Genomic DNA, 25970 nt, shown 5'->3' on the forward strand with positions numbered 1-25970 from the left:
GCCGGCTCAGCGCTGCTCCGCCAGGAACGCCAGCACCGCGTCCTTGAAGCCCCGCGCGGGCACGGTGCTGGTGTGGTCGCGGCCGGGGACGCTCACGAACCGCGCCCCCGCCTCCGCCGCCAGCAGCTCTCCGCCGGGAGCGATCGGATCCGCGCCGCCGGTCACGAGCAGCGTCGGCAGGCCGGGGTGCCGCCCGTGCTCCGGGTGCGCCCCGCCGCGGACGCCGTCGGCCACCGCCACCAGTGCCGCGAGGTCGTTGCCCTGCACGCCCTCCGCCATGCCGATGAAGGCGCGGGTGAAGCCGTCGTCGATCTCGCCGCCGGAGGCGACGCGGGCCCGGGCCGCCTCCGCGTCGAAGGAGCGGAGGGGCTCGCCCACCGTCAGCCCGCCGAGGCTCAGCGATGCGAGCCGCTCCGGGTGCTCGAGCCCCAGCACCCAGCTCATCCGGGCGCCGAGGGAGTAGCCGAGGACGTGAGGCGCGTCGAGGTCGTAGGAGTCGAGCACCCGCACCAGGTCGGCCACCATGGCGTCCACGCCGTAGGAGTCGGAGTGGTGCGGCTTCTCGCTCGCGCCGTGCCCGCGCTGGTCGAGCGCGACGACGCGGTACCCGGCCCGGTGCAGCGTCCGCAGCCAGCCCGACGTCTCCCAGTTGAGCACGGCGTGGGAGGCGAAGCCGTGCACGGCGAGGACGGTCGGGGCGCTCTCCTCGCCGACGGAGTAGGTGGCCAGCCGCACTCCGTCGTCGGCCACGACGTACACGGGCGGAGGGAAGGCGATCACTCCACCACCCTGCCCGCTGCCGCGACGTGGAGGGGGCACCGGGCCGCGGACACGCCGGGCGGAGTCCCGGGAGCGGGGAGCCGTGCGGACCGGGGTGCCCCGACGGTCAGCGCGGCGGACGGGTGGAGCGGGCGAAGGGCACGGCGATCCAGAGGCGCACGGTGCGTCCCCGGCCGGACCGGATCCCGAGGACGACGCACAGCACGAGGTTGAGCACGGCCAGCGCGAGGATCGCCGAGATCGTCGCGAGCGGCCAGTCGGCGCCGAGCGAGTCGCGCACCGACACCAGCGCGAGGTGCAGCGGGACCAGCATCAGCTGTAGTGCGAGGTAGGTGAGCTGCCAGTTGACGGCGACCAGGCCGTTCCGGTCGCTGAGGGTGCCGATCCGCCGCCGCGACCCCCACACCATCACGGTCGCCGTGAGGGAGATCACGGGGGAGATCACCACGAAGCCGGCGAGCGCCGAGAGCCCGGCGAACCAGACGGCCCGGGCGCCCTTGCGGTCCCGGGTGCGGTGCCGCAGCTCGTCGTCGTCCATCGTCGCCGCCTCCTCGCGCCGGGACCAGTCTCGCACCCGCCCCCGCCTCGAGGCGGGGGATCGCCCCCGAGTTCCGGGGGTTCCCCGGATGGGGCGGGTCCGGGCGCGTCCGTAGCGTGGAGGCATCGCCGGAGCACACCGGCAGCACCGTCGGCCCGCCCGGCGGCACCGCATCCCGCCGGGCGACCGGCACCCGAGAAGGAGCACACCGTGACCACCGACGACCGCACCGCCCGCCTCTCCACCCCCGCCGACGAGCAGCCGACCGTGGACCTGGGCGCGACCGCCGTCCTCACCGAGGAGCGGCCGTCCGCCGGAGAGCGCCCCGCCGCCGAGGAGTCCGCCTCCTCGCAGCAGGCCCGCGCCCCCTACGGCACCCCCGCCGTCCCGCCCGCGGCGCTCGCCCCGGCGCCCTCGACCCCGTTCTCGCTCACCAGCCTGATCCTCGGCGTCACCTCCGTCTTCTTCGGACTGACCGTGATCGCTCCGGCCGCGGGCCTCGTCTTCGGCATCCTGGGCCTGCGGAGGGAGCCGACCGGCCGCACGCTCTCGATCTGGGGCATCGTGCTCAACTCCGTCATGCTCGGCCTCGTCCTGCTCTTCGCGATCGCCGTGCTCGTCGTGGTCGTGCTCGTGCCGCTCGCGGCCCTCGCGTCGGGCAGCGACTACCGCTGATCCGCCGCTTCCCGCGTCCCGCGCCTCCTGTCCGCTCCGGCGGCGGGAGGCGCGGTCGTTCCGCGCCCGCCGAGCGGACGCTCCGCGCCCGCGTCCGCCGCCGCCCCGTGCCCCGGCGATAGGCTGGCCGCGCAGTTCGCGAGCCCCCTGCACCCTCCGGGGCCGCACGACGACAGCAACGGAGCTGGACGTGACCCTCGCACCGAGCACCCTCCCCGACCGCGACCCGGAAGGCAGAGCCCTGGACGACACCGAGACCCCCGCCACGCGCACCGAGAGCGACTCCCTCGGCTCGATGGAGATCCCCGCCGAGGCCTACTGGGGCATCCACACGGCGCGGGCCCTCGACAACTTCCCGATCTCGAAGCGCCCCATCTCGATCTACCCCGATCTCGTCCGGTCCCTCGCGACGGTCAAGCTCGCGGCCGCCCGGGCCAACACCGAGCTCGGCAGTCTCGCCCCCGCCAAGGCCGAGCTGATCGAGGCCGCGTGCCGCCGCATCATCGACGGCGAGTTCCACGACCAGTTCGTGGTCGGGGTGATCCAGGGCGGCGCCGGCACGTCGACGAACATGAACGCGAACGAGGTCGTCGCCAACGTCGCACTCGAGATCGGCGGCTTCGAGCGGGGCGACTACGCGCACCTGCACCCCCTCGACGACGTCAACCGCAGCCAGTCCACCAACGACGTCTACCCGACCGCGATCAAGATCGCGATGACCTGGTCGCTGCGCCGCCTGCTCGACGAGCTGGCGCTGCTGCGCGAGTCGTTCTCCCGCAAGGCGGTCGAGTTCGGCAGCGTCCTGAAGGTCGGCCGCACGCAGCTGCAGGACGCGGTGCCGATGACGCTCGGCCAGGAGTTCCACGGCTTCGCGACGACCCTCGGCGAGGACCACGCCCGGCTCTCCGAGACCATCTGGCTGCTCGCCGAGGTCAACATCGGAGCCACCGCGATCGGCACAGGCATCACCGCCGATCCGCGCTACGGCGCGGCCGCTGTCCGCCACCTCAACGAGATCACCGACCTCGACCTCGAGATGGCGCAGGACCTCGTCGAGGCGACGAGCGACACCGGCGTCTTCATGTCGTTCTCGAGCGCGCTCAAGCGCTCCGCGATCAAGCTGTCCAAGATCTGCAACGACCTGAGGCTCCTCTCCTCGGGCCCTCAGGCCGGCTTCGGCGAGATCAACCTGCCTCCGCGCCAGGCGGGATCGAGCATCATGCCCGGCAAGGTGAATCCGGTCATCCCCGAGGTGGTCAACCAGGTCGCCTACTCGTTGGCCGGGGCCGACGTCACGGTCACGATGGCGGCCGAGGCGGGTCAGCTCCAGCTCAACGCCTTCGAGCCGGTGATCGCGCACTCGCTGCTGCAGAGCATCACCTGGATGACGCAGGCCTGCAGGACGCTCCGCGAGAACTGCATCGACGGCATCACCGCGAACGTCGACCGGCTCGAGGCCATGGTCGCCTCCTCGGTCGGCGTCGTGACGGCGCTCACCCCGAGCATCGGCTACACCGCGTCCGCCGCCCTCGCGAAGGCCGCCCTCGCGACCGGCCGCAACATCGCCGACCTCGTGGTCGAGGCGGGGCTCATGTCCCGCGAGGAGGTCATGCGGCTGATCTCGCCGGCGCGGCTCTCGGGCATCGAGGCGATGACCGCGGCGCTCCCGATCATCGACCCCGCGCCGGAGGCGTGACCGCGGCCGCGAGGCGCGCCCCGGCGTAGCTGCGCCAGGGCGCCCAGCGGCGCCCGGCCTCGGCCAGCCCGCGCTCGCCGGCGGGCAGGCCGAGCGCCGCCGCGCCCCGCCGGAGCACGGGATCCCCTGTGAGCAGGACGTCGGGATCTCCGGTCGCCCGCTGTGCCACCTCGGCCGCCGTGGCCGCGTCGATCCCGGGGACCGCCAGCAGCTGCTCGGCGAGCTCCTCCCGGTCGGCGTCGAGCCGCAGGGCTCCCTCGGCGAGCAGCGTGCAGGTCCGCACCAGCACGTCGGCGGATCCGCGGAGCACGTCGGCGGCGTGCTCGGCGATCACCGCGGGGGAGGGGAAGGCGCGTGCGATCGATCCGCTCGCCACGGACTCCGGGAGCGTCGCGCCGAGCGCCGCGACCAGCCGTGCGGCCTCCCGCCGGCCGAGCAGCGCGCGCACCAGCGTCTCGGCCGGGTCGACGGAGCCGGGCACGCGGACACCGGGGCGGGCGGCGACGCTCGGAGCGAGTGCGGGATCGGCCGCGAGGGCCTCGTCCACGGCGCGGGCGTCCGCGTCCAGGTCGAGCAGCCGCCTCACCCGGGCGACCAGCGGCCCGACGTCGGCGACGGAGACGAGCGTCGCGCTGCAGCGGACGCTCTCCCCGTCCGCCGCCAGCCGGATCAGCGCCGCGCCCCCGGGCAGGACGAGCGAGCGCGCGTAGCCGCCGGGGGACGCCTCCTCGATGCCCGGGAGCGCGGTGCCGCCGAGCACGTCGAGCACCCCGGGATCGAACGGAGCCCGCACTGCCAGCCGGAGCTCCAGCGTGGTCGCGCCGTCGTGGACGCTCGCCTCGGAGCGCGTGCCGCGGGCCGAGGCGCGCAGGGCCGTCGGGGTCCGCTCGTACACCTCCGCCAGGGTCGCGTTGAACTGCCGGATGCTCGTGAAGCCGGCGGCGAAGGCGACGTCGGACACGGGCAGGTCGGTGCTCGTGAGCAGGAGCCGGGCGGTCTGGGCGCGCTGGGCGCGAGCGAGGGCCAGCGGAGGCGCGCCCAGCTCCTCGCGCAGGATGCGGCCGAGGTGGCGCGCGCCGTAGCCGAGCCGGGCGGCCAGCCCCTCGACCCCCTCGCGGTCGACCACTCCGTCGGCGATCAAACGCATGGCGCGCGCCGCCGTGTCGTCGCGCAGGTTCCACTCGGGGGAGCCGGGGACGGCGTCCGGCAGGCAGCGCTTGCAGGCGCGGAGCCCCGCCTCGTGCGCGGCGGCGGCCGTCGGGTAGAAGCGCACGTTCGCGCGCCGCGGCGTGATGGCGGGGCAGCTCGGACGGCAGTAGATGCCGGTGGAGTGCACGCCGGTCAGGAACCGCCCGTCGAACCGGGAGTCGCGGGAGGCGACGGCGCGGTAGCGCTCCTCGAAGAGCGGATCGGAGTCGGGCACGCCTCGAGCCTCGCACGCGGCGACGTCGAGCAGGAGCGGGAATCGGACACGGGCGTCCGCACCCCGGCCCTCCTCCACGCGCCCGGCGCGTGTCAACCGCCGACAGCGCACCCCGCCCGTGCCCTACTGTCGGCCCCATGAGCGCCTATCCGCCGCCCGCACCGCCCGCCACCGCCCGCCCCTCCGTCGTGCCGACCGTGCTCGGCTCGATCGGCGTGGCGCTCCTCGGGATCCTGCTGCTGCTCGTGCTCGCCTACGTGGTTCTCGGACTCGGCGTCAGCGCCGCGGGGATCTGCGCGGTCATCGCCCTCGTCCCGCTGACCGTGGTTCTGCTAGGCGTCCGCTGGGTCGACCGGTGGGAGCCGGAGCCAGCGCTGGGCCTGTGGTTCGCGTTCCTCTGGGGCGCGGCCGGGTCCGTCGCGATCGCGCTCCTGGTCGACCTCGGCGTGCAGATCGCCGTCTACGCGTCCGGGCAGCAGCCGAGCGGATCCGACTTCGTCGGCGCCGTGATCCAGGCGCCGCTGGTCGAGGAGACGGCCAAGGGGATCGGCGTCCTCCTCGTCCTGCTGATCTGGCGCCGGACCTTCGACGGACCCGTCGACGGCATCGTCTACGCGGCCGTCGTCGCCTCCGGGTTCGCCTTCGTCGAGAACATCCTCTACTTCGGCAGCGCGCTGGTGGAGGGCGGTCTCGGCTCGCTCGCCGTGACCTTCTTCCTCCGCGGGGTGCTCTCGCCCTTCGCGCACGTGCTCTTCACCGCCTGCACGGGCGCGGCCCTCGGCTTCGCCTCGAACCGGCCCGCCGTCGCGCGGCTGCCCATCGCCCTGCTCGGGCTGGCGCTCGCCGCGTTCCTGCACGCGCTCTGGAACGGCTCGTCCTTCCTGGTGTCCGACTGGTTCGGCTTCTACGGCGTGGTCCAGGTGCCGCTGTTCGCGGTGGCCGTGGTTGTGGTGGTGCTGCTGCGCCGGCAGGAGCGGCGCGTGACGCTCCAGCGGCTCGACGACTACGCCGTCGCCGGCTGGCTCTCGCCGGCCGAGGTGCGGATGATCGGCACCGCGGAGGGGCGCCGCACCGCCGCTCGCTGGGCCCGGAGCGCGGGAGGGGACCGGCCGCGGGCGATGCGGGACTTCCTCCGCTCGGCGACGCGGCTCGCGCACCACCGGCAGCACCTCCTGCTCGGCCGCGGCGGACGCACCGGAGCGGTCGACGAGCAGGTCCTGCTCGACGAGCTCGTCGCCCGCCGGGTGGTGCTCACCCGCTGAGCCGGGGCCGCCCCCGCTCAGCCCCGGCGCGCTAGGCGGAGGCGCTGCGCACGCGGCGCTCGCCGGCCGTCACGGGCACGCCGAGCCGGTTCTGCGCGGGCGGCAGCGGGCAGTTGTAGTGGGGCGAGAAGCCGCACGGCGGGATGTAGGCCCGGTTGAAGTCCAGGAGCACCGGACCGGGGGTGCCCGCGTCGGCCGCGCCGCCGATCCGCTGCACGACGAGGAAGCGGCCGACGGGGTAGCTCGCGAGCTCCGGGTCGTCGCTGCGGTTGGTCGGATCGCCGAACGGGACGAGGAGCGTGCCGCCGTCGTCGAACGCCGCGACCGTGTGCTCGCGGGCGCGCCCGTCGTCCACGAGCGAGAAGGTGATGTCGCCGGGCACGACGAGCTCGCGGGTGGCGCCGTTGTCGCGCAGGTGCTCGAACGGGACCGTGCGGTCCTCGGCGACCGGCTGGAACCACGCCTCGAGCACCCAGGCGGCGTCGAACGGGAAGGTCTCGATGGCGTCGAAGGACCGGATGCCGTCGGAGGCCGCGTCCCAGACGCGGTAGCCGTACTCGGGCTCGCCGGTGTCGAGGTTCTCGCGGCGCATCCGCGTCAGGGTCGCCGAGGGGCCGTAGCCGGCCAGCGCCTGCTCGTCGTCGACGCTCTCGCCGGGCTCGAGCCAGCGCGTCTCGACGAGGGCGAGATCGCCCCGGGGTCCGGTGACGCGCTCGACGCGTCGGGCGAGCCACGACTCCCAGCCGGCGCGTGCCGACTCCGTGAGGTCGATCGAGGCGCGGGAGGGGGCGGTGACGCTGCTGCTCGGAGTGGCCATGGGGCGTGCAACGCGGGGCCGTCCGGTTCTCTTCCCGGTCGATGACCGTACGGAGGACGGACACCCGCGAGAAAGAGCTCGACGCCCTGCGGCAGCGGCAGGGCCGGCTGCTCGGACGGGGCGTCGAGCTCTTCGTGAGAGAGAGGATGCTCCTCCGCGGCGCCGAGCGCAAGAGGCATCCGGATCCCGCTGTCGGCACGGCCCGCTTCGGATCGCTCGGTAGACTGGACCGCCTGTTTTCCCGCGGCCCCCGGAGCGCATCCCGCGCCTCCCGGCCCGCGGCGGCGGACCCTCGGAAGGCGGACGATGACGGACGGCAGCACTGTGCAGGCCACCGAGCTCTCTCGGGAGCGCGACTACGTGGCGGCGCTCTACGCCCGCCTCGACGAGCTGATCGCCCAGGCCCGCGAGGCTCTGGACACGGTCCGCATCGAGAGCGTCGGCGGCAACCACCAGAGCCGCTCCGAGCGCGACGCCTACGCGCGGCTCTACGAGGACCGCATCCGCTCGCTCACCGGCGCCGACGACCGGCTCGCCTTCGGCCGGCTGACGCTCGCGGACGCCGACGCCGAGCACCGCTACATCGGCCGGATCGGCCTGCGCGACGAGGAGCAGGACACGCTGCTGCTGGACTGGCGCGCCCCGCAGTCGGCCGCGTTCTACCAGGCCACCGCCGCCCGGCCGATGGGGACGCGCGCCCGGCGCCACCTCACCACTCGGGGCCGCGAGGTCCTCCGCTTCGAGGACGAGGTCTTCGACGAGGAGCTGCTGCGCGAGGGCACCGTGCTGCAGGGCGAGGGCGCGCTCATGGCGGCTCTCGGCGCGCAGCGCACCGGCCGGATGCACGACATCGTCGCGACCATCCAGAGCGAGCAGGACCGCATCATCCGGTCCGAGCTGCGCGGCGTGCTCGTCGTGCAAGGAGGGCCGGGCACCGGCAAGACCGCGGTCGCCCTGCACCGGGCCGCCTACCTCCTGTACTCCTACCGAGACCGCATCGCCTCCTCCGGCGTGCTCGTGGTCGGCCCCTCGCGGTCCTTCCTCCGCTACATCGAGGCGGTGCTGCCCTCGCTCGGCGAGACGGGCGTCGTCCTCTCGACGCTCGGCCAGCTCTACCCGGGCCTCGACCTCGTCGAGGAGGACGTGCCCGCGGTCGCCCGCGTGAAGGGCTCGGCGCGGATGGCGGAGCTGCTCAAGCGCGCGGTCCGCTCCCGCCAGACCGTCCCGGCCGAGACCCAGGTGCTCGACGTCAACGGCGAGAAGCTCCGTCTGGAGCCGCAGGACGTGGAGCGCGCGATCACCCGGGCGCGCGACACCCGCAAGCCGCACAACGAGGCGCGCGTCTCCTTCGTCAAGACGCTGCTCTCGCAGCTCACCCGCCAGCTCGCCGATCAGCTGCGGAGCCACGGCAGCACGGTCGACGAGGCCGACGAGGCGGTGCTGCGCGAGGACGTGCGGACCGCCCACGACGTCCGCGTCGCTCTCAACACCGCGTGGATCCCGCTGACCCCCGAGAAGCTGCTGCAGGACCTCTACGCCCGTCCGAACTGGTTCGCGACCCTCACGCCGCGCTGGACCGCCGCGCAGCGCTCCCTCCTCCGCCGCGACCGCGACGCTCCGTTCACGGTCTCCGACGTACCGCTGCTCGACGAGGCCGCGGAGCTGCTCGGCGCCTACGACGACCACGCCGACGCCTCGAAGAAGGCCGAGAAGGAGCAGCGCAAGCGCGACGTCGAGAACGCGGAGGCCGCCATCCGCAACATGGGCGTCGACGGCCTCGTCAACGCCAAGGACCTCGCGGCCGGCTTCGCCGAGCGCTCTGTGCTCGGCACCACCGCCGAGCGGGCCGCGGCCGACCGCACCTGGACCTACGGGCACGTCGTGGTCGACGAGGCGCAGGAGCTCTCGCCGATGCAGTGGCGGGTGCTGCTGCGCCGCTGCCCGATGCGCTCGTTCACGATCGTGGGCGACGTCGCGCAGGCGTCCGGCGCCTCCGCCGCCTCGAGCTGGGACGCCGCGCTCCGCGACACCTTCGGCCGTCAGGGCCGGGGAGTGGAGGCGGCGCCGTGGCGCCTGGAGGAGCTGACGGTCAACTACCGCACGCCCGCGCAGATCGTCGCCTTCGCCGAGCGGACGGCGCGCGAGAACGGGCTGGAGATCACGCCGGGGGAGGCCGTGCGCTCCACCGAGTGGCCGGTGCGGACGATCCGCGATCGCGGCGACGCGAGCCTCGCCGAGCGGGTGCTGGGGGCCGTCGTCGAGGACCGGGCGATCGAGGCGGAGGGGACACTCGCGGTCATCGCGCCCGACGACGACCTCGCCGCGATCGCCGAGCGCCTCGAGGAGCGGTTCGGCCGGGAGGTGGGCCGCGGAGCGACCGGGCTCGACCGCGCGATCGCCGTGCTGTCGACGAACGACGCCAAGGGGCTCGAGTTCGACTCCGTGATCATCGCCCGGCCTCGCCTCATCGCGCAGACCGGCGAGCGCGGCGCCGCATCGCTCTACGTCGCGATGACCCGGCCGACGCAGCGCCTCACGCTCGTGGAGTGAGTGCTCGCAGCCCGCTCCCAGACTCCGCTCCCGAGCGCCGTAGGATCGAGGCATGAGCAGCGAGAACCTGACCAAGCCCGAGGTCGACGCCCCTGAGGGCCCGGCCCCCGACACCCTCGTCGTCGAGGACATCGTCGTCGGCGACGGCGCCGAGGCGCAGCCCGGCTCGACCGTCGAGGTCCACTACCTCGGCGTCGAGTACGACACCGGCGAGGAGTTCGACTCCTCCTGGAGCCGCGACCAGTCGATCAACTTCCCCCTCAACAACCTCATCCGCGCCTGGCAGCAGGGCATCCCGGGGATGAAGGTCGGCGGCCGCCGCAAGCTGATCTGCCCGCCCGCGCTGGCGTACGGCCCGGCCGGCGGAGGGCACCCGCTCTCCGGCAAGACCCTGATCTTCGTGATCGACCTGCTCGGCACCAAGTAGCTCCGAGCACACGAAGAAGGCGCAGCTCCTAACGGGGCTGCGCCTTCTTCACCCGGTCGACCAGCTCGCGCCAGGCTCCGTCGAGCTCGGTCTCGCCGAGGCGGACGTGGTGCGTCTGCACGCGGATCTCGTAGACGAAGCGGTCGGCCCGGCCGGGGGACTCGCCGTCGGCGGCGTCCCAGGGGAGCGAGCCGAGCAGGTCGCGCCACGCGCCCTCGTCGGGCTGCTGCTCGACGTCGACCCGCCACACCCGGCGGAGGCCGGCGACTCCGCCGCTGCGCGACACGATGACGTCCATGCGCGCGATGCTACCCGCCTCCGCCCTCGATCGGACCGGCTCAGGCGGACAGGGTCACGCCGACCGTCGTCCAGCCGGTGCGCACGGCGGCCTCGACCTCGGAGCCGGATCCGTAGCGCTCGGCGGCGGCCTGCACGGTGAGCGCGGCGAACGCCTCGAAGTCGGCCGTCGCGGTGAGGACGCCCCCGGTCAGCACGTCGTACCAGACCTGCCCTGCGCGCTCCCACGCCTTCCCGCCGAGGGTCGTCGCCGCCACGGCGAACGCGCGGTTGGGGATCCCCGAGTTGATGTGCACTCCGCCGTTGTCGTCGTCGGTCTCGACGTAGTCGGCCATCGAGCCCGGCTGCGGGTCGGAGCCGAGGACGTCGTCGTCGTACGCGGTGCCGGGGGCGATCATCGACCGCAGGGCCGTGCCCTGCACCTCGTCGGTGAAGAGCCCCTCGCCGATCAGCCAGCTCGCCTCGTCGGCGCTCTGGCCGGCGCCGTACTGCTCCAGCAGGGCTCCGAACACGTCCGAGACCGACTCGTTGAGCGCCCCGGACTGGCCGCGGTAGACGAGGTTCGCCGTGTACTCGGTGATGCCGTGGGCGAGCTCGTGGCCGATCACGCTCTGCGAGACGGTGAAGCGGCGGAACACCTGGCCGTCCCCGTCGCCGAAGACCATCCGCGAGCCGTCCCAGAAGGCGTTGTCGTAGTCGTCGCCGAAGTGCACGGTCGCGTCGAGCGGCAGCCAGGCGTCGTCGATCGAGTCGCGGCCGTACGCATCCTGCAGGAATGCCGACATCGCGCCGAGGCCGTCGTACGCCTCGTCGACGGCCGCGTCCCCCGTGGCCGCCTCGCCCTCGCGGCGGACGACCGTGCCGGGCAGGGTCTCCTCGGTCCGCGCGTCCGCGATGGTGCGCTGGAGCGACTGCACGCGGGTGCGCGGCGAGGACGTCGCGGCGGCGGTCGGCGCCCCGCGGTCGGGCGCGGGCTCTCCGGGCCGGACGCGCCGGAACGGCACGTCCTGCTCGAGCGAGCGGCTCGCGGCCCGCGCGGCCCGGGCGAAGGCCGGATCGTCGAGGCGGGCGATGCGGACGAGGAGGTACGGCGGCACGACGGTTCGTCTCATGCCCCGATCCTGGCACCGTCGTCCGACACGGTCCCGGGCTCGCCCGGCGGGCCCGCATGCGGTAGCGCCGAGCGGTAGCGTGAGCGCGACGAGCGGTTTCCAGCGATCCGGGGCCAGGCCCCGAGGACGACGAGGGCGGATATGGGCATCATCACGCGGGGCTTCTTCGGCAAGAGGGAGGCGGACCCGGACCTCCCGCCGGGCCAGCACCTCGAGAACGGCTTCCCCGTCCTCTCGATCGGGCCCACCCCGAACATCCACGAGTGGGCCTTCTCCATCGACGGCGGCCCCGCGGGCGTCCGCCGCTGGAACCGGGAGGAGTTCGACGCGCTTCCGCACGAGGACGTGCACACCGACATCCACTGCGTGACCCGGTGGTCGAAGCTCGGCACCAGCTGGCGCGGCGTCTCGGTCGACACGCTGCTGGAGGGCCTGCAGACGGACGCCGGCTTCGTCATGGCGCAGAGCTTCGGCGGCTACACGACGAACCTCCCGCTCGCCGAGATCCGCGGCGGGAGGGCCTGGGTCGTCACCGAGTTCGAGGGGAAGCCCCTCGCGGCCGAGCACGGCGGCCCCGCCCGGCTCCTGGTGCCGCACCTCTACTTCTGGAAGAGCGCGAAGTGGGTGCGGACGCTCCGCCTGATGCCCGGCGACGAGCCCGGCTTCTGGGAGCAGAACGGCTACCACATGTACGGGGACCCCTGGAAAGAGGAGCGCTACTGGTGATGTGGACGGAGGCGGTGGCCGAGTCGGTCGCGCCGCTCACGCCCACGTCGCGCCTCCTGGTGCTCCGCGTGCCCGGGTGGCCGGGCCACCTGGCGGGGCAGCACCTCGACGTGCGCCTCACCGCGCCCGACGGCTACCAGGCGAGCCGCTCCTACTCGATCGGCGCCCCGGCCGACGGGGAGCGGGTCGAGCTCGCGGTCGAGCGGCTGGACGACGGGGAGGTCTCCCCGTACCTGGTCGACGGCCTCGAAGCGGGCGACCGGCTCGAGATCCGCGGTCCGATCGGCGGCTGGTTCGTCTGGCGCCCCGAGCAGGCGGAGCCGGTGCAGCTGATCGCGGGCGGGAGCGGTGTGGTGCCGCTGATGGCGATGGCGCGCGAGCACGCCCGGTCCGGGAGCGCGGCGCGGATGCAGCTGCTCTACTCGGTCCGCTCGCCCGTCTTCGCCTACTACCGCGAGGAGCTGGCGGCGCTCGCCGAGCGGCCGGCCGCGACGGGCGGAGTCGCGGTGGACCACGTCTTCACCCGGGTGGCGCCGGCGGGAGCGGCACGTCCGGCCGGCCGCGTCACTCCGGAGCTGCTCGCCGAGGCGGCTCTGCCGGCCTCGCTCGAGCCGACCGTCTACGTGTGCGGCCCGACCTCGTTCGTCGAGGCCGTCGCCACCGCCCTGGTCGAGCAGGGCCACGCGCCCGAGCGCGTCCGCACCGAGCGCTTCGGCGGCGCCTGACGCCTGTCCCCGCGAGGCGCCGGGCCCGGCGGCGCCCCGGGGGGAGGGATCACTCGAAGGAGACGGTGCGGTTCTCGCCGATGTCGGGCTGTCCGCCGGTGACGGCGGCCTTGAGGACCTTGAACAGCACGACCGGACGGGGCTCGTCGGTCGCCCACAGCTCGACGGTCTCGGCCTCGACGCGGATCAGCGCGACGGTCGGGTCGTCCTTGCCGTCGGGGAACCAGCCGGCGACGGCCGGGGACCACAGCTCGTCCACCTTCGCCGGGTCGTGCACGACAGTCGCCGAGCCGGCCACCGACAGGTAGCCCTTCTTCGACTCGAACGCGACGTTGACGCTCGGGTTCGCGCGGATGTCGTCGACCTTGGGCGACGGGTCCTGCGTGAAGAACCACAGCTCGCCGTCGAAGTCGATGTCCTGGGCCTTGAGCGGACGGCTGACGAGCTGCCCGGTGGCGTTGACGGTGGTGAGGAGCCCGATCCCGGCGCTCTTCACCATCTCGGTGATCTGCTCGCGGTCGTCGGAGTCGGCGGGAGTGATGTCGGTGTCGGTCATGGTGCCGACGCTACGCGGAACGCGCGCCGCCGCAAGGGGTGGCGACGCCTCACCGCGCGTGTCTAGCGTCGAGGCATGGACACCGAATCGACGTACACCGCCATCCTCGACAGCGGAGCAGAGCAGGAGAGCATCCGCCTCGAGATGATCGACGGCTCCCCGCAGCGCTCCTTCACCCGCCTGGCCGACATCGACGGCGAGGAGGTCGAGGTGGTCTGGGAGCTGGAGCCCGACGACGACGGCTTCCACGTCTACCGCCCGGTGCGGGTCGAGGGCCGCGACGACGACAGCGGACTGGTCTCGGACGACCGGCTGACCGACGGCGGCGGCGCCGACGCGGCCTCCGGCGACTGATCCCCGGCGCGCCCGTCCGCCGGCCTGAGCCGAGCGGGCGGGCGCGCTGTCCCATCCGGCTCGAGGGAGACGCCCCTCCGCTCAGGCCGTCGGGTGCAGGGCGTCGTACCCACGGAAGCCCGGTCGGAGTCGCAGCACCGCGGCGAGGATCGCGATGATCGCGAGCCCGCCCGCGAGCGGCGGCAGCCAGAGCAGCGCGAGCGAGGCGAGCAGTCCCGTGTAGAGGTCGCCGACCCGCGGGCCGCCCGTCACCACGACGATGAACACGCCCTGGAGCCGACCCCGCATGTTGTCGGGGACCGCGGTCTGCAGCATCGTCTGCCGGAAGATCGAGCTGACGTTGTCGGAGGCGCCCGCGCCGGCCAGGGCGACCGCCGCCAGCGCGATGAGCACCGCGTTCGGCGCCGACGCGTCGTGCTGCACGAGTGCGGCACCGAGCAGGACCGCGCCGAACGCGACCACGAACGCTCCGTACACCTGGATCGAGCGGCCGATCGCGAGGCCCTGTCGGCGGACCCCGGTGAGCCGGCCGGAGAAGACGCCGCTGATCAGCGCCCCGATCGCGAACGCGGCTGTGAGCGCGCCCACCGTCACCGCGCCTCCGCCGAGCAGCACGGCGGCGGCCGCCGGGAAGACCACGCGCGGCTGTCCGAAGGTCATGGCCACGATGTCGACCAGGAAGGACATCCGGATGTTCGGGGCGCCCTTCAGGAAGCCCAGGCCGTAGCGGAGGGACTCCAGCCCCGGCCGCTGCCGCTCGCCCTCGGGCACGAGCGCCGGCAGCCCCGCGATGCCGAGGAACGCGGCGAGGAACAGCACGACGTCGATCGTGTACGTGATCGCGAAGCCGGAGGAGGCGACCAGCACGCCGGCGAGGGCGGGCCCCACGGTCACCTCGACTCCGCTCGCGATGCCGCCCAGCGCGGCGGCGGCGGGGACCAGCTCGGTGCGGAGCAGCCGCGGAGCCAGCGTCATCCGGGTGGTCACGATCACCGTCGTCGCCACCGCGTTCACGGCGGTGAGCACGTAGAGGGAGAGCGGGGTCTCGGCGCCGAGCCAGGCGAGGGCCGCGATCCCCGCGGTCGAGCCCCAGGCCACGACCGCGGCGAGCAGGAGCACCAGGCGGCGGTCGAACGCGTCGGCGAGCATCCCGCCGTAGAGGCCGGCGATCACGGTCGGGACCAGCGCCACCACGCCGACCAGCGCGACCGCGAGGGTCGATCCGGTGAGCTCGTAGATGTGCAGGCCGACCGCGACGATCGTCATCTGGCCGCCGATGCCCGAGATCACGTTGCCGGCCCAGAGCCGGGCGAAGGCCGGGGACTCGCGGAGGGGGGAGACGTCGAGGACGTGGCTGCGCCGGGGGGCGCGGGGGGGCTGGCTCACTCGCTCCATTCTGCTGACTCCGCCGCCCCGGCGGGCCGCGTCGCGCCGATCCGGGGGCTCAGGGGTCATCCCCTAGGGTGAGAGGCATGAGCACGTCATCCGACGGCGCGCCCGGGCGTCAGGGTCCTCCTGCCCCGCGAGCAGCCGGAGCCGCCCCCTCGCGACGCTCGATCCGCACCGCCGCCGAGGCGGGCGCGCGTCGCGCGGCGGCCGCCACGGGCGGTCGGCGCAGCTCCACGGGCGGCGTCCGCGCCGGAGCCGCTCGGACCGGTGCCACGGCCTCGGGAGCCCGCGGGTTCCTCCGCCGCTACGGAGCCGGGATCGTCTCGGTCCTCCTGGCCGTCCTCGCCGTCCCGCTGTCGTTCTTCGTCTGGTACGCCCTCATCTCGCTCGGCGCCTACCCGGGCGACCAGGCCGTCAGCGACCTGCTGGTCGGCGTGCTCTACACCGCGCTCGTGCACGCGGTCCTGCTCGCCGGGATCCTGCTCGCCGTCTCCACCCTCCGCGCCCGGCGTCGCGAGAAGCGCCCGCCGATCGCCGGCTGGATAGGCGTGGTCCTCAACGTCCTCGTGCTCGTCTACTGGCAGCTGCTGGTCTCGCCGTGGCTCGTCGTGCTCTGGAACCGGGCCACCGGCTCCTGATACCGCCCTCCCTCTGGTAGAGTCGTCCGGTTGCCGTTCGACGGCCGCGGATCAAGAGAGCCCACGCATCAGGCGCCGGGCACCGCGCAACGAGAGAGAGGGGATCCCATATATGGCACTCGAAGCAGATGTCAAGAAGGCGATCATCGAAGAGTACGCGACCCACCCCGGTGACACCGGATCCCCCGAGGTGCAGGTGGCCGTCCTGACCAAGCGGATCAAGGACCTCACCGAGCACCTCAAGGAGCACAAGCACGACCACCACTCGCGTCGTGGTCTGCTGCTGCTCGTGGGTCAGCGTCGTCGACTCCTCGGCTACCTGTCGGATGTGGACATCAACCGCTACCGCTCGCTGATCGAGCGTCTCGGTCTGCGCCGCTAGCTCCTCCTGGAGCAGGGCGCGGTCTCGATGACACCGCGAACTTCTTGCCGAACGGGCCGTCCTCCTCGCGGAGGGCGGCCCGTTCCGCGTTCCCGGGCGGACGAGGCGCGCGGCGCCGGTCAGGGCAGGGGAGCGGGGCGGTCGACTCCGCCCCACGAGTAGCCGCTCGAGGCCGAGAACCAGTCGGCCGCGGCCCGCTGGAGCGCCGTGTCCTCCTCGGGGCGGCCGGGAGCCTCCACGGCGTCGACGAGCCCGGGCAGGGCGATCCGCCAGGCCGCCGCGCTGCGCTGGGCGCGGCCCCAGTCGCGCGCGCACACCGGGTCCTCGGCCGCCGCGGCGAGAGCCCGCGGCGAGGTCACCCGCCAGCCGGTGTCCGACTCCGCGACCACGACCGCGCAGGTGAGCGCGGCGCCGCGGATGATGCTGTCGGGACCGGCGGAGGGGCCGATCGCCTGATCCTGAGCCGCGACCACCGCGGTGAGCGCGAGCTGCAGCCGGGTCGAGGGCTCGTCGGGCCGCGGTCGGATCCTCCCGTCGCCGGCCGAGACCGAGGCCGCGGATCCGGGTGCGAGGAGCAGCCCGGAGGAGGACTGCGACGCGTGCAGGCTCAGCAGCCCCGTCACTCCGTCCGTCCCGCTCGTCACGCCCCGCACCGAGGAGTCGCCGAGACTCCAGACGACGGGGGTGCGGTTGTGGATCGTGAGGCGCCGGTGGTCCTCGTCGAGGCAGGCCACGAGGTGGCCGGCCGGCACGCCCGCTCCGCCCTCGAAGGCGGACGAGGCGGCGAGCAGCTCCCGGGCGTCGTCGCACTGGGCGGGGGCGTCGGAGGCGGCGGCGGCCTGGTCGGCGACCGGCGCCCGGGGGGCGAGGGAGCCCTGCACGCCCGCGACCGCCGCCGTGGTGAGCGCCGCGGCGGCGAGGAGGAGGACCACGCCGCGCCTGCCCATCCTCCGCACCTCCTGGTCGGAGGCTAGCCCGGCGCGGGCGCTCGGGCCAGCGCTGCGAGGGGCTCGCGAAGTGTCCGGCAGGAATTCTTTCGAGGAATCTCAGACCGGGTGCATCCGAGGAGGCGCCTCGGGCGGAAGTAGTGGTGAAGGCCCTTCTCGACCACCCCCCGACCCCTCGCGGGTCCCATCGTGAAAGAGGAACACCGTGACCACCTCCCGCTTCTCCCGCAGCCTGCTCGCCGGTGCCTGCATCGGAACCCTGGCCGTCGTCGGCATCGCCGCCACGCCCGCCGCCGCCGCCGACGCCGACTCGGCCGACCTCTCGGTCCTGCACGCCGTCCCCGACACCCCGGTCGACGTCTACGTCGACGGCAAGCTGACGCTCGACGACTTCACCCCCGGCTCGCTCGCCGGCCCGCTCGACCTCCCCACCGGCACCTACAAGGTCGCCATCACGGCCTCCACCGCCGCGGACGCCAGCGCCCCCGTGATCGGCCCGATCGACATCAGCCTCGAGGCGGGGAAGAGCTACACCGTCGCGGCGCACCTCAAGCCGGACAACACCCCCGCCGCGACCCTCTTCACCAATGACATCTCGAAGACCGCCGCGGGCGAGGGCCGGCTCACGGTCCGCCACATCGCCGCCGCTCCGGCCGTGGACATCCTCGCCGGAGGGTCGCCCGTCCTGACGAACGTGACGAACCCGAACGAGGGCGTGCTGAACCTCGCCCCGGCCACGATCTCGACCGTGGTCGCCGCGACCGGGACCACCGCGCCGGTCATCGGCCCGGCCGACGTGCAGGTCCAGGAGGGCGTGAACACGATCGTCTACGCCTGGGGCAGCCTGGAGAAGGGCAACCTCGCTCTCGCGACGCAGACCATCGATGGACTGCACTCCTCGCCGTCGGGCGTCCCCGCCGGTGAGGCCGGCCTCGCGGCGGACAACCGCCCCGACGCCGCCGCGGGCTGGTGGGGCGGAGCACTGCTCGCCGCCCTCGCCGCTGCCGGCGCTGTGCTGATCGGCCGCCGCACCGCCGCCTCGCGTCGCTGACCCGAGGATCCGACCGCCGGGTCGGCCGTGCTGGAGCGCGGCCGTCCCGGCACCCCCGACCACGACCCAGGAGGACGCCATGAGCCGGAGCCCCTTCCCTCTGCGCGTCCTCGCCGTGGTCGGGCTGATCGTGGCCGGTGCCGGTCTCGCCGGATGCGCGGCGCAGGAGTCCCGGGTGGAGCCCGCTCCCGCCGCCGTCTCCTCGGCGCCCCAGCAGCCGGTGCCGGCCACGGTCCCCTCCTCGCCCGCGGCGACCCTGCCGGACGCGGTGCCGTCCGTCCCGGTGGCGGATGCTCGGCTCGGCGCGACCCCCGCCCCCACCGCGCTCGCTCCCGAGCGGCTCGTCGTCGACGGGCTCCCCGTCGACATGGCCGTCGAGCCGGTCGGAGTCGCGGACGACGGCACGATGGAGCTCGTGCCCGACACGCAGGTCGCCGGCTGGTACCGCTTCGGCGCCGGCCTCGACGAGCCGGAGGGCACGGTCGTGATCGCCGCGCACGTCGACTCCCTCGCCTACGGCCTCGGGCCGTTCGTCGAGCTGAAGAAGGCGGTCCCGGGCCAGACCGTGACCCTCACCGGCGCGGACGGCGCGGAGCGCGCGTACACCGTCTCGACGGTGGAGACCACGGAGAAGACCACGGTCGACCTCTCGGCCGTGTTCGCCGCCGACGGACCGCCGCGGCTGGTCCTGATCACCTGCGGCGGCGACTTCGACTACGACACCCGCCACTACCTCAGCAACGTGGTGGTCACGGCCGTCCCGGCCGGCTGACCCGCCCGCCCGAGCCTCAGCGACGTACGATGAGCCTCGCAGCGCCGCACGCCCCCGGGCGGCAGCGCTCCCCGCAGCCCTGGAGGGACCCCCTGATCGAGACCATCGAGCCCGCCGACGGCGCCGAGGCCGACAGCGCTCTCGTGGCCCGGCTCGGCCGCCGCTTCGCCGCAGGGGAGGAGGCGGCGCTCGCCGAGGCGTACTCGCGCTGGTCGCCGCTGGTCTTCACGCTGGCGCTGCGCTCGCTCGGCGACCGCGGCGACGCGGAGGACGTGGTGCAGCGCGTGTTCGTCTCGGCCTGGACCTCGCGCTCGGGCTTCGACCCCGGACGGGCGGCTCTCGGAGCGTGGCTGGTCGGGATCTCCCGGAGGAGGATCGCGGACGCGCACGAGGCGCGGGCGCGCGAGCGGAGGCTCACCGAGGCCCTCGTCGCCGTCACGCCGGTCGAGGAGGGGGAGGCCCCCGTCGACCTCGAGGCGCGGATCCTGATCGCCGACGAGCTGGCCCGCCTGGATCCCGTCCCCCGGCGGGTGATCGGCCTCGCCTTCTACGAGGACCTCACCCACACCGAGATCGCCGAGCGCACCGGCCTGCCGCTCGGTACCGTCAAGAGCCACATCCGCCGCAGCCTCGACCGGCTCCGCTCCCGCCTGGAGGTGAGCAGCACATGACCCACCTCGATCCCGACGAGCTCGCCCTGCTCGCCCTCGGCGAGCACTCGAGCGACGCCGAGCAGGCCCACCTGCGCGACTGCCCCGACTGCGCCCGGCAGCTGGTCGAGCTCGGCCACGCCGCGGGCCTGGGCCGTGCGAGCCGTGCTGTCGAGCTGGAGGCGCCGCCCGCGATCGTCTGGGACCGCATCCGCGAGGAGCTCGCCCTCGGCGACCTCGGGCCCGGCGCCCTGCCGTCGTCGGCCGCTGCCGTGCCGCCTCCGCTAGCCCTTCCCCCGGGACGGCACCGTCCCGCCCGCCGCCGCCGGCCCCGCGCTCTGAGCGCCGTGCTGGCCGCTCTCGGCGCGCTCGTCATCGGGGTCGCGGGCGGAGCCTGGTGGCAGGCCTCGCGGAGCGACGACACCGCCCCCGTCGTGGCGCGCGCTGATCTCGCCGCTCTCCCCGACTGGCAGGGAGCGAGCGGAACCGCCGAGCTGGAGGACGCCGACGGCACCCGCCGCCTGCACGTGCACCTCGATGCGCAGAGCGCGGACGACTCGTACCGGGAGGTCTGGCTCCTCGCCGCCGACGCCTCCGGGCTGGTCGGGCTCGGCGTGCTCGACGGGACCGACGGCGTCTTCGCCGTGCCCGACGACGTCGACCTCGCCGAGTACCCGCTCGTGGACGTCTCCCAGGAGCCGTTCGACGACGACCCGGAGCACTCCGGCGACTCGATCGTCCGCGGCCCCCTGCGCGAGGGCTGAGGCCTAGGCCGACCGCTCCGCCAGCACGGCCGTGAGCGCCTGCACCGCGGCGGAGGGGCGCGGCGCCGTGCAGACCGAGAGCTCCCAGACCAGCCCCGGCCAGTCGAGCGCGAGGGCCGTGACGCCCTCCAGCGGCTCGACGCCCGCGCGCGGCACGATCGCCGGCCCCAGCCCCGCCTGCACGAAGCGGGGGATCCCCGGCAGATCGGCGACCTCGGTGGCCACCCGGCGCGACGCCCCGGCCTCGCGGAAGGCGAGGTCGACGGCGACCCTGTTGCCGAAGCCGGCGGGCGTGTCCACGAAGGTGAGCCCGTCGAGGTCCTGCGGGGAGGGCGGTCCCGCAGCGGCGAGCGGATGCGCGCTCTCCACCAGCAGGACGTAGTCGCTGCGCACCAGCCGCGTCACCGCCAGGCCCCGCAGCTGCGCCGCGGGCAGTGCCAGCAGAGCGGCGTCGAGCAGGCCGCGGCGCAGGTCCTCGGCGAGACCGGTGGAGCCGGTGGTCGAGGTGCGCAGGAGCAGGTCTACCAGCGGGTGCCGGGTGCGGAAGACGCCGAGCGCGCCGGGCAGGTCGACGAGGTCGAGGGCGGAGAAGGTGCCCACCCGCACCCGCCCGCGGAGCCCCGCCGCGTCGTCGGCCGCGAGCGAGCGCATCCGGTCGAGGCTGTCGATCGCCGATCGGGCCGAGGGCAGGAGCGCCTCGCCGACCGCGGTGAGCGCCACCCGCCGGGTCGAGCGGGCGAACAGCGGCGAGCCGAGCTCCTGCTCGAGCGAGCGGATGCTCGCCGAGAGGGTCGACTGCACGACGAACAGGCGCGCGGCCGCCCGGGTGAAGCTGAGCTCCTCGGCGACGGCGACGAAGGCGGCGAGCTGGCGGTCGTCCATCCGCCCATTATCCAGCAGGGACGATCAATCCAACCGAGATCCTCCGTTGGACACGGATGATGGGGCGGAGCACTGTGGACACCGTGACCACCACCGAGCGCTCCCTCCCGTCCGTCCACCGCCGCGAGCTCCCGCACCGCCACGGCTTCTGGGTGATCGCCGTCGCCTTCCTCACGGTGATGGCGTTCTCGACCGTGCCGACACCGCTCTACGCGATCTACCAGCAGCGCGACGGGTTCCCGGCCTTCGTCGTCACCGTGGTCTTCGCCGCGTACGCGGTCGGAGTCGTGGCGAGCCTCTTCCTCGCCGGGCACGTCAGCGACTGGCTTGGCCGCCGCCGGATCCTGCTCGCGTCGATCCTCGTCGAGGTCCTGGCGGCCGCCGTGTTCCTGCTCTGGCCGGACGTGCCCGGGCTGATCCTCGCCCGCCTGCTGACCGGGCTCGGCGTCGGCGCGCTCACCGCGACGGCCACCGCCCATCTCTCGGAGCTGCGCGCCGTCGCCCGCCCGGAGGAGGGCCCCGGCACCTCCCGCGCCGTCTCCGCCCTCGTCAACATGGGCGGGCTGGCGCTCGGCCCGCTCGTCGGCGGGGTGTTCGCCGTGACGGTGCGCGAGCCCCTGGTCGTCCCGTACGCCGTGTTCCTCGTCCTCCTGGTCGTCCTCGGGATCGGCGTCGCGCTCGTCCCCGAGACGGTCGAGCGGCGCGAGGTCCTCCCGGCCTACCGTCCGCAGCGCCTGGCCGTGCCGGCCGCCTCCCGCGGCGTCTTCCTCTCGGCCGCGGTCGGCGCGTTCGCCGGGTTCGCCGTGTTCGGCCTCTTCACCTCGCTGGCGCCGACCTTCCTCGCCGGGCGCTTCGGCGAGACCTCCCACCTCGAGGCGGGCGCGGTCTCCTTCGGGGTCTTCGCCGCCGGAGCCGTCGCGCAGCTGGTCTCGATCCGGCTGTCCTCGCGGACGGCGCTCCGCCTCGCGGCCGTGGCGCTGACGGCCGGGCTGCTGCTGGTCGCGACCGGCGCCGTGATCGTCTCGGTGTCCGCCTTCATCATCGGCGGGGTGCTCGCGGGAGCGGGCGTGGGCCTGCTCTTCCGCCTGGCGCTCGGAGTCGCCGGCTCGCTCGCCACCGACGAGACCCGCGGCGAGGTGCTCGCGGCCGTGTTCCTCGCCGCCTACCTCGGCCTCGCGGTGCCGGTTCTGGCGATCGGTGCCGCGCTCGCGCTCCTGCCGGCCGTCCCGGTCCTGCTCGGCTTCGTCGCCGTCGTGCTCGTCCTGGTGCTCGCGGCGATCGCCCGGATGCGGCGCACCGCCTGACGCGAGCGGGGGAGGGGCCGCGAGCTGGACAATGGAGGCATGAAGCTCTTCCCGTTCGGACGCGGCGACGCGAACCCCCTCCCCTCCGACGACCGCGGCTCGGGCAAGCTCGACGACTACGACTACGAGCTGCGCCCGAAGTCGCGGCGCGGTGACACCCTCCTCCGCCTCGCCGACTCCCGGCCGCACCAGGACGAGATCGCGCGGGTGCTCGCCCTCGGCGAGGACGAGGTCACGGCCGTGATCCCGCGCCGCACCGCGGAGGAGGAGCGCGTGGATGCTCCGATGCCGGTCCGCCTGTTCGCGGCCCAGCGCCCCTCGGGGCTCGTCGGCCAGGTGCCGCGCGGTCTCGAGAACGTGGTCGAGGCCGCCCTCGCCCGGCTCTCGGAGGCGGGGAGGTCGCCCCGCGTGCCGGCCCGCATCGTGACGGTGAGGGGCGGGCTGCGCGTCGAGCTGCTGATGCACGAGACGCGGGGCTGACGGGCGGAGGGCCGGCCGGGTCGGCGCGGTCCATGGAGGAACCGCACCGCGGCTGATAGCATGAACCGGTTCCGAATCCGAAAGCGACCGCCGGTCGACCCAGGATTCGAGCCACGGAGCAGGCCGGCAGGAAGCTGGTCCTCGGTGGTGGAGTCCCGGACGGCGGCAGCGTGCGACAGAGCACGGGCCGCCGCGGCACGAGTCGCAGGCGGCACGTCCCGCTCGCGGCACAGGTCGCGACAGCCCGGAGCTCTTCTACTGGTGGCCAGCACGAACGCCCTCCACACGACGGCACGGCGCGAAGCCCTGCCGTGGGATCGTCTCGATTCCTGACCGGACCGCTGCTCCGACGAACGCCGGCGCCCAGAAGGGGCGCCGCTGCAGAGGTTAAGGAGACAGACCTCTTGGAAGGTCCTGAAATCACATTCGCCGAAGCCGTTCTCGACAACGGCTCGTACGGCACCCGCACCGTCCGCTTCGAGACCGGCCGCCTCGCGCAGCAGGCTCAGGGCGCCGTCGCCGCCTACCTCGACGAGGACACCATGCTCCTCTCGGCCACGTCGGCCTCGAAGAACCCGAAGGACAACTTCGACTTCTTCCCGCTGACCGTCGACGTCGAGGAGCGCTCCTACGCCGCCGGCAAGATCCCCGGCTCGTTCTTCCGCCGCGAGGGCCGCCCCTCCACCGAGGCGATCCTGGTCTGCCGTCTGATCGACCGGCCGCTGCGCCCCTCGTTCGTCGAGGGCCTGCGCAACGAGGTCCAGATCGTCATCACGGTCCTCAGCATCGCGCCGGACGAGTTCTACGACGCCCTCGCGATCAACGCCGCGAGCGCGTCCACGCAGATCTCCGGCCTGCCGTTCTCCGGCCCGGTCGCCGGCGTCCGCCTGGCGCTCATGTCCGACGGCTCCGGCAACGACCAGTGGGTCGCCTTCCCCAAGGCCTCCCAGCTGGAGAACGCCGTCTTCGACCTCACCGTCGCGGGCCGCGTCGTCACCAACGAGGACGGCTCCTCGGACGTCGCCATCATGATGGTCGAGGCCGAGGCCACGGAGTCCTCCTGGAACCTCATCAAGGCGGGTGCGACCAAGCCCAGCGAGGACGTCGTCGCCGAGGGCCTCGAGGCCGCCAAGCCCTTCCTCCGCGCACTCGTCGAGGCGCAGGCGAAGCTCGCCGCCGAGACCGCGAAGCCGGTCAAGGACTACCCGGTGTTCCTGCCCTACGCGCAGGAGACCTACGACAACGTCGCCGAGCTCAGCTACGACGAGCTCGTCCGCGTGTACCAGATCGCCGACAAGGTCGAGCGGCAGGACGCCGACGACGCCCTCAAGGCGCGCGTCAAGGAGCAGATTGCCGAGCGCATCGCCTCGGGTCAGCTCTCCGCCGAGGCCTACAACCAGGTCGGAGCGGCGTACAAGTCCGTCACGAAGGTGGTCGTCCGCGGCCGCATCCTCCGCGACGGCGTGCGCATCGACGGACGCGGCCTCGCCGACATCCGCCCGCTCGACGCCGAGGTGCAGGTCATCCCGCGCGTCCACGGCTCGGCCATCTTCCAGCGCGGCGAGACCCAGATCCTCGGCGTCACCACGCTGAACATGCTCAAGATGGAGCAGCAGATCGACTCGCTGTCGCCCGTCACCAAGAAGCGGTACCTGCACCACTACAACTTCCCGCCCTACTCGACCGGTGAGACCGGCCGCGTCGGATCGCCGAAGCGTCGCGAGATCGGGCACGGCTTCCTCGCCGAGCGCGCCCTCGTGCCGGTGCTGCCGAGCCGCGAGGAGTTCCCCTACGCGATCCGCCAGGTCTCCGAGGCGCTGAGCTCCAACGGCTCGACCTCGATGGGCTCGGTCTGCGCGTCGACCCTGTCGCTCCTCAACGCCGGAGTGCCGCTGCGCGCCCCGGTCGCGGGCATCGCGATGGGCCTCGTGTCCGACGTCGTCGACGGCCAGACCCGCTACGCGGCGCTGACCGACATCCTGGGCGCCGAGGACGCGCTCGGCGACATGGACTTCAAGGTCGCCGGAACCGCCGAGTTCGTCACGGCCATCCAGCTCGACACGAAGCTCGACGGCATCCCGTCGTCGGTGCTCGACGCCGCGCTCAAGCAGGCCAAGGACGCCCGCACCACGATCCTCGCGGTGCTCACGGCGGCCATCGACCAGCCCGACGAGATGGCCCCGACCGCGCCCCGCGTGATCTCGGTGCAGATCCCCGTCGACAAGATCGGCGAGCTGATCGGCCCCAAGGGCAAGACGATCAACGCGATCCAGGACGAGACCGGCGCCGACATCTCCATCGAGGAGGACGGCACCGTCTACATCGGAGCCGTCGACGGCCCGTCGGCCGAGGCCGCGCGTGCGCAGGTCAACGCCATCGCGAACCCGACCAACCCCGAGGTCGGCGAGCAGTTCCTCGGAACCGTCGTCAAGCTCGCGACGTTCGGCGCGTTCGTCTCGCTCCTCCCCGGCAAGGACGGGCTGCTGCACATCAGCGAGGTCCGCAAGCTCGCCGGCGGCAAGCGCGTCGAGAACGTCGAGGACGTCCTCGGAGTCGGTCAGAAGCTGCTCGTCCAGATCACCAAGATCGACGACCGCGGCAAGCTGTCCCTCGCGCCCGTCGTGGCCGAGGAGGCCGAGGCCGAGGCTCCCGCCGAGAGCTGATCCCTCCTGCACGACCGTGACGCCCGTCCCACTCCGGTGGGGCGGGCGTCCGTCGTCGGCGGGGGCATGGGGTACGGTGGCGGGACCGCGCCGCACCGCCCCGACCGGAG

At 73.9% G+C, this 25970-nt stretch carries 27 protein-coding genes; 17 read left to right on the forward strand and 10 right to left on the reverse strand.

Annotated features, from left to right (window positions below; all coding sequences use genetic code 11):
- Positions 1–6 precede the first annotated feature (6 nt).
- Both C5C46_RS07685 and C5C46_RS07690 read right to left on the reverse strand, forming a co-directional pair.
- Entirely contained in the window at positions 7–780 is a 774-nt protein-coding gene (locus tag C5C46_RS07685; protein WP_181136503.1) for an alpha/beta fold hydrolase, read from the reverse strand.
- A gap of 106 nt (positions 781–886) precedes the next feature.
- Positions 887–1354 (reverse strand): DUF4870 domain-containing protein, encoded by a 468-nt coding sequence (locus tag C5C46_RS07690; protein ID WP_181068014.1) that lies wholly within the window; start codon positions 1352–1354, stop codon positions 887–889.
- Between the two features lie 174 nt (positions 1355–1528).
- Here C5C46_RS07690 and C5C46_RS07695 point away from each other — a divergent pair, with 174 nt between their 5' ends.
- Both C5C46_RS07695 and C5C46_RS07700 read left to right on the forward strand, forming a co-directional pair.
- On the forward strand, positions 1529–1993 hold the full coding sequence (locus C5C46_RS07695; RefSeq protein ID WP_104226275.1) for a DUF4190 domain-containing protein: 465 nt from the start codon (positions 1529–1531) through the stop codon (positions 1991–1993).
- Positions 1994–2234: 241 nt separating this feature from the next.
- Entirely contained in the window at positions 2235–3689 is a 1455-nt protein-coding gene (locus tag C5C46_RS07700) for an aspartate ammonia-lyase (protein ID WP_258059402.1), read from the forward strand.
- On the opposite strand, the gene C5C46_RS07705 is transcribed toward C5C46_RS07700, so the two are convergent.
- Positions 3664–5112 (reverse strand): DNA-3-methyladenine glycosylase 2 family protein, encoded by a 1449-nt coding sequence (locus C5C46_RS07705; RefSeq protein WP_181067784.1) that lies wholly within the window; start codon positions 5110–5112, stop codon positions 3664–3666. The two genes, C5C46_RS07700 and C5C46_RS07705, sit on opposite strands and share 26 nt — an antisense overlap.
- A gap of 137 nt (positions 5113–5249) precedes the next feature.
- Between C5C46_RS07705 and C5C46_RS07710 the strand changes: the two genes are divergently transcribed.
- Positions 5250–6374, forward strand: coding sequence for a PrsW family intramembrane metalloprotease (locus tag C5C46_RS07710; protein ID WP_104226277.1), 1125 nt, complete (start codon positions 5250–5252; stop codon positions 6372–6374).
- 31 nt (positions 6375–6405) lie between these two features.
- Here the strand turns inward: C5C46_RS07710 and C5C46_RS07715 are convergent, their stop codons facing one another.
- Positions 6406–7191, reverse strand: a complete 786-nt coding sequence (locus C5C46_RS07715; RefSeq protein WP_104226278.1) for a DUF1684 domain-containing protein — start codon at positions 7189–7191, stop codon at positions 6406–6408.
- Positions 7192–7497: 306 nt separating this feature from the next.
- On the opposite strand from C5C46_RS07715, the gene C5C46_RS07720 reads away from it, so the two are divergent.
- Complete coding sequence (locus tag C5C46_RS07720; protein ID WP_104226279.1) at positions 7498–9741, forward strand: UvrD-helicase domain-containing protein; 2244 nt, start codon at positions 7498–7500, stop codon at positions 9739–9741.
- A 52-nt stretch (positions 9742–9793) separates the two neighbouring features.
- The gene (locus C5C46_RS07725; RefSeq protein ID WP_104226280.1) at positions 9794–10168 is read left to right on the forward strand and encodes an FKBP-type peptidyl-prolyl cis-trans isomerase; all 375 of its coding nucleotides are present in this window, start codon (positions 9794–9796) and stop codon (positions 10166–10168) included.
- 28 nt (positions 10169–10196) lie between these two features.
- Here the strand turns inward: C5C46_RS07725 and C5C46_RS07730 are convergent, their stop codons facing one another.
- Together C5C46_RS07730 and C5C46_RS07735 are read right to left on the reverse strand one after the other, a co-directional pair.
- The gene (locus tag C5C46_RS07730) at positions 10197–10466 is read right to left on the reverse strand and encodes a protealysin inhibitor emfourin (protein ID WP_104226281.1); all 270 of its coding nucleotides are present in this window, start codon (positions 10464–10466) and stop codon (positions 10197–10199) included.
- 40 nt (positions 10467–10506) lie between these two features.
- Entirely contained in the window at positions 10507–11577 is a 1071-nt protein-coding gene (locus C5C46_RS07735) for a M4 family metallopeptidase (RefSeq protein WP_104226282.1), read from the reverse strand.
- 141 nt (positions 11578–11718) lie between these two features.
- Here C5C46_RS07735 and C5C46_RS07740 point away from each other — a divergent pair, with 141 nt between their 5' ends.
- The gene (locus C5C46_RS07740) at positions 11719–12303 is read left to right on the forward strand and encodes a molybdopterin-dependent oxidoreductase (RefSeq protein ID WP_104226283.1); all 585 of its coding nucleotides are present in this window, start codon (positions 11719–11721) and stop codon (positions 12301–12303) included.
- On the forward strand, positions 12303–13028 hold the full coding sequence (locus C5C46_RS07745) for a ferredoxin reductase (RefSeq protein WP_104226284.1): 726 nt from the start codon (positions 12303–12305) through the stop codon (positions 13026–13028). The genes C5C46_RS07740 and C5C46_RS07745 overlap by 1 nt, the downstream gene beginning before the upstream one ends.
- A gap of 49 nt (positions 13029–13077) precedes the next feature.
- Here C5C46_RS07745 and C5C46_RS07750 read toward each other — a convergent pair whose 3' ends face one another.
- Positions 13078–13584, reverse strand: coding sequence for a pyridoxamine 5'-phosphate oxidase family protein (locus C5C46_RS07750; RefSeq protein WP_104224818.1), 507 nt, complete (start codon positions 13582–13584; stop codon positions 13078–13080).
- A gap of 75 nt (positions 13585–13659) precedes the next feature.
- Here C5C46_RS07750 and C5C46_RS07755 point away from each other — a divergent pair, with 75 nt between their 5' ends.
- Positions 13660–13938 carry a hypothetical protein gene (locus tag C5C46_RS07755; RefSeq protein ID WP_104224817.1) on the forward strand — a complete coding sequence of 93 codons (279 nt, stop codon included), beginning with the start codon at positions 13660–13662 and terminating at the stop codon, positions 13936–13938.
- An 81-nt stretch (positions 13939–14019) separates the two neighbouring features.
- Here the strand turns inward: C5C46_RS07755 and C5C46_RS07760 are convergent, their stop codons facing one another.
- Positions 14020–15324, reverse strand: a complete 1305-nt coding sequence (locus C5C46_RS07760) for an MFS transporter (RefSeq protein ID WP_258059398.1) — start codon at positions 15322–15324, stop codon at positions 14020–14022.
- Positions 15325–15410: 86 nt separating this feature from the next.
- On the opposite strand from C5C46_RS07760, the gene C5C46_RS07765 reads away from it, so the two are divergent.
- Positions 15411–15965 carry a hypothetical protein gene (locus C5C46_RS07765; protein ID WP_104224815.1) on the forward strand — a complete coding sequence of 185 codons (555 nt, stop codon included), beginning with the start codon at positions 15411–15413 and terminating at the stop codon, positions 15963–15965.
- A 112-nt stretch (positions 15966–16077) separates the two neighbouring features.
- Positions 16078–16347 carry a 30S ribosomal protein S15 gene (rpsO, locus tag C5C46_RS07770; RefSeq protein WP_068252328.1) on the forward strand — a complete coding sequence of 90 codons (270 nt, stop codon included), beginning with the start codon at positions 16078–16080 and terminating at the stop codon, positions 16345–16347.
- Positions 16348–16466: 119 nt separating this feature from the next.
- Here the strand turns inward: rpsO and C5C46_RS16840 are convergent, their stop codons facing one another.
- Positions 16467–17294 carry a hypothetical protein gene (locus C5C46_RS16840; protein WP_104297441.1) on the reverse strand — a complete coding sequence of 276 codons (828 nt, stop codon included), beginning with the start codon at positions 17292–17294 and terminating at the stop codon, positions 16467–16469.
- A 205-nt stretch (positions 17295–17499) separates the two neighbouring features.
- On the opposite strand from C5C46_RS16840, the gene C5C46_RS07780 reads away from it, so the two are divergent.
- The 4 genes from C5C46_RS07780 to C5C46_RS07795 all read left to right on the forward strand — a co-directional run bounded on the left by C5C46_RS07780 (position 17500) and on the right by C5C46_RS07795 (position 20531).
- A complete protein-coding gene (locus tag C5C46_RS07780) occupies positions 17500–18345 on the forward strand; it encodes a DUF4397 domain-containing protein (protein ID WP_104226286.1) in 846 nt (281 codons plus the stop codon).
- A 79-nt stretch (positions 18346–18424) separates the two neighbouring features.
- Positions 18425–19117, forward strand: coding sequence for a class F sortase (locus C5C46_RS07785; protein ID WP_104226287.1), 693 nt, complete (start codon positions 18425–18427; stop codon positions 19115–19117).
- A 29-nt stretch (positions 19118–19146) separates the two neighbouring features.
- Positions 19147–19788, forward strand: coding sequence for an RNA polymerase sigma factor (locus C5C46_RS07790; protein WP_104226288.1), 642 nt, complete (start codon positions 19147–19149; stop codon positions 19786–19788).
- Entirely contained in the window at positions 19785–20531 is a 747-nt protein-coding gene (locus C5C46_RS07795; protein WP_104226289.1) for an anti-sigma factor, read from the forward strand. Before C5C46_RS07790 ends, C5C46_RS07795 begins: the two co-directional genes overlap by 4 nt.
- 3 nt (positions 20532–20534) lie before the next feature.
- On the opposite strand, the gene C5C46_RS07800 is transcribed toward C5C46_RS07795, so the two are convergent.
- Positions 20535–21413: a LysR family transcriptional regulator gene (locus tag C5C46_RS07800; protein WP_104226290.1), complete on the reverse strand. Its 879-nt coding sequence runs from the start codon at positions 21411–21413 to the stop codon at positions 20535–20537.
- Between the two features lie 83 nt (positions 21414–21496).
- Between C5C46_RS07800 and C5C46_RS07805 the strand changes: the two genes are divergently transcribed.
- The 3 genes from C5C46_RS07805 (at position 21497) to C5C46_RS07815 (ending at position 25860) form a co-directional block, all read left to right on the forward strand.
- A complete protein-coding gene (locus C5C46_RS07805) occupies positions 21497–22717 on the forward strand; it encodes an MFS transporter (protein ID WP_258059399.1) in 1221 nt (406 codons plus the stop codon).
- Between the two features lie 39 nt (positions 22718–22756).
- Complete coding sequence (locus C5C46_RS07810; protein ID WP_104226292.1) at positions 22757–23197, forward strand: hypothetical protein; 441 nt, start codon at positions 22757–22759, stop codon at positions 23195–23197.
- Positions 23198–23601: 404 nt separating this feature from the next.
- Positions 23602–25860, forward strand: a complete 2259-nt coding sequence (locus C5C46_RS07815) for a polyribonucleotide nucleotidyltransferase (RefSeq protein WP_104226293.1) — start codon at positions 23602–23604, stop codon at positions 25858–25860.
- Positions 25861–25970 lie beyond the last annotated feature (110 nt).

Origin of the sequence: Rathayibacter sp. AY1E6 (assembly GCF_002931115.1) — a bacterium.
Lineage (GTDB): Bacteria > Actinomycetota > Actinomycetes > Actinomycetales > Microbacteriaceae > Rathayibacter.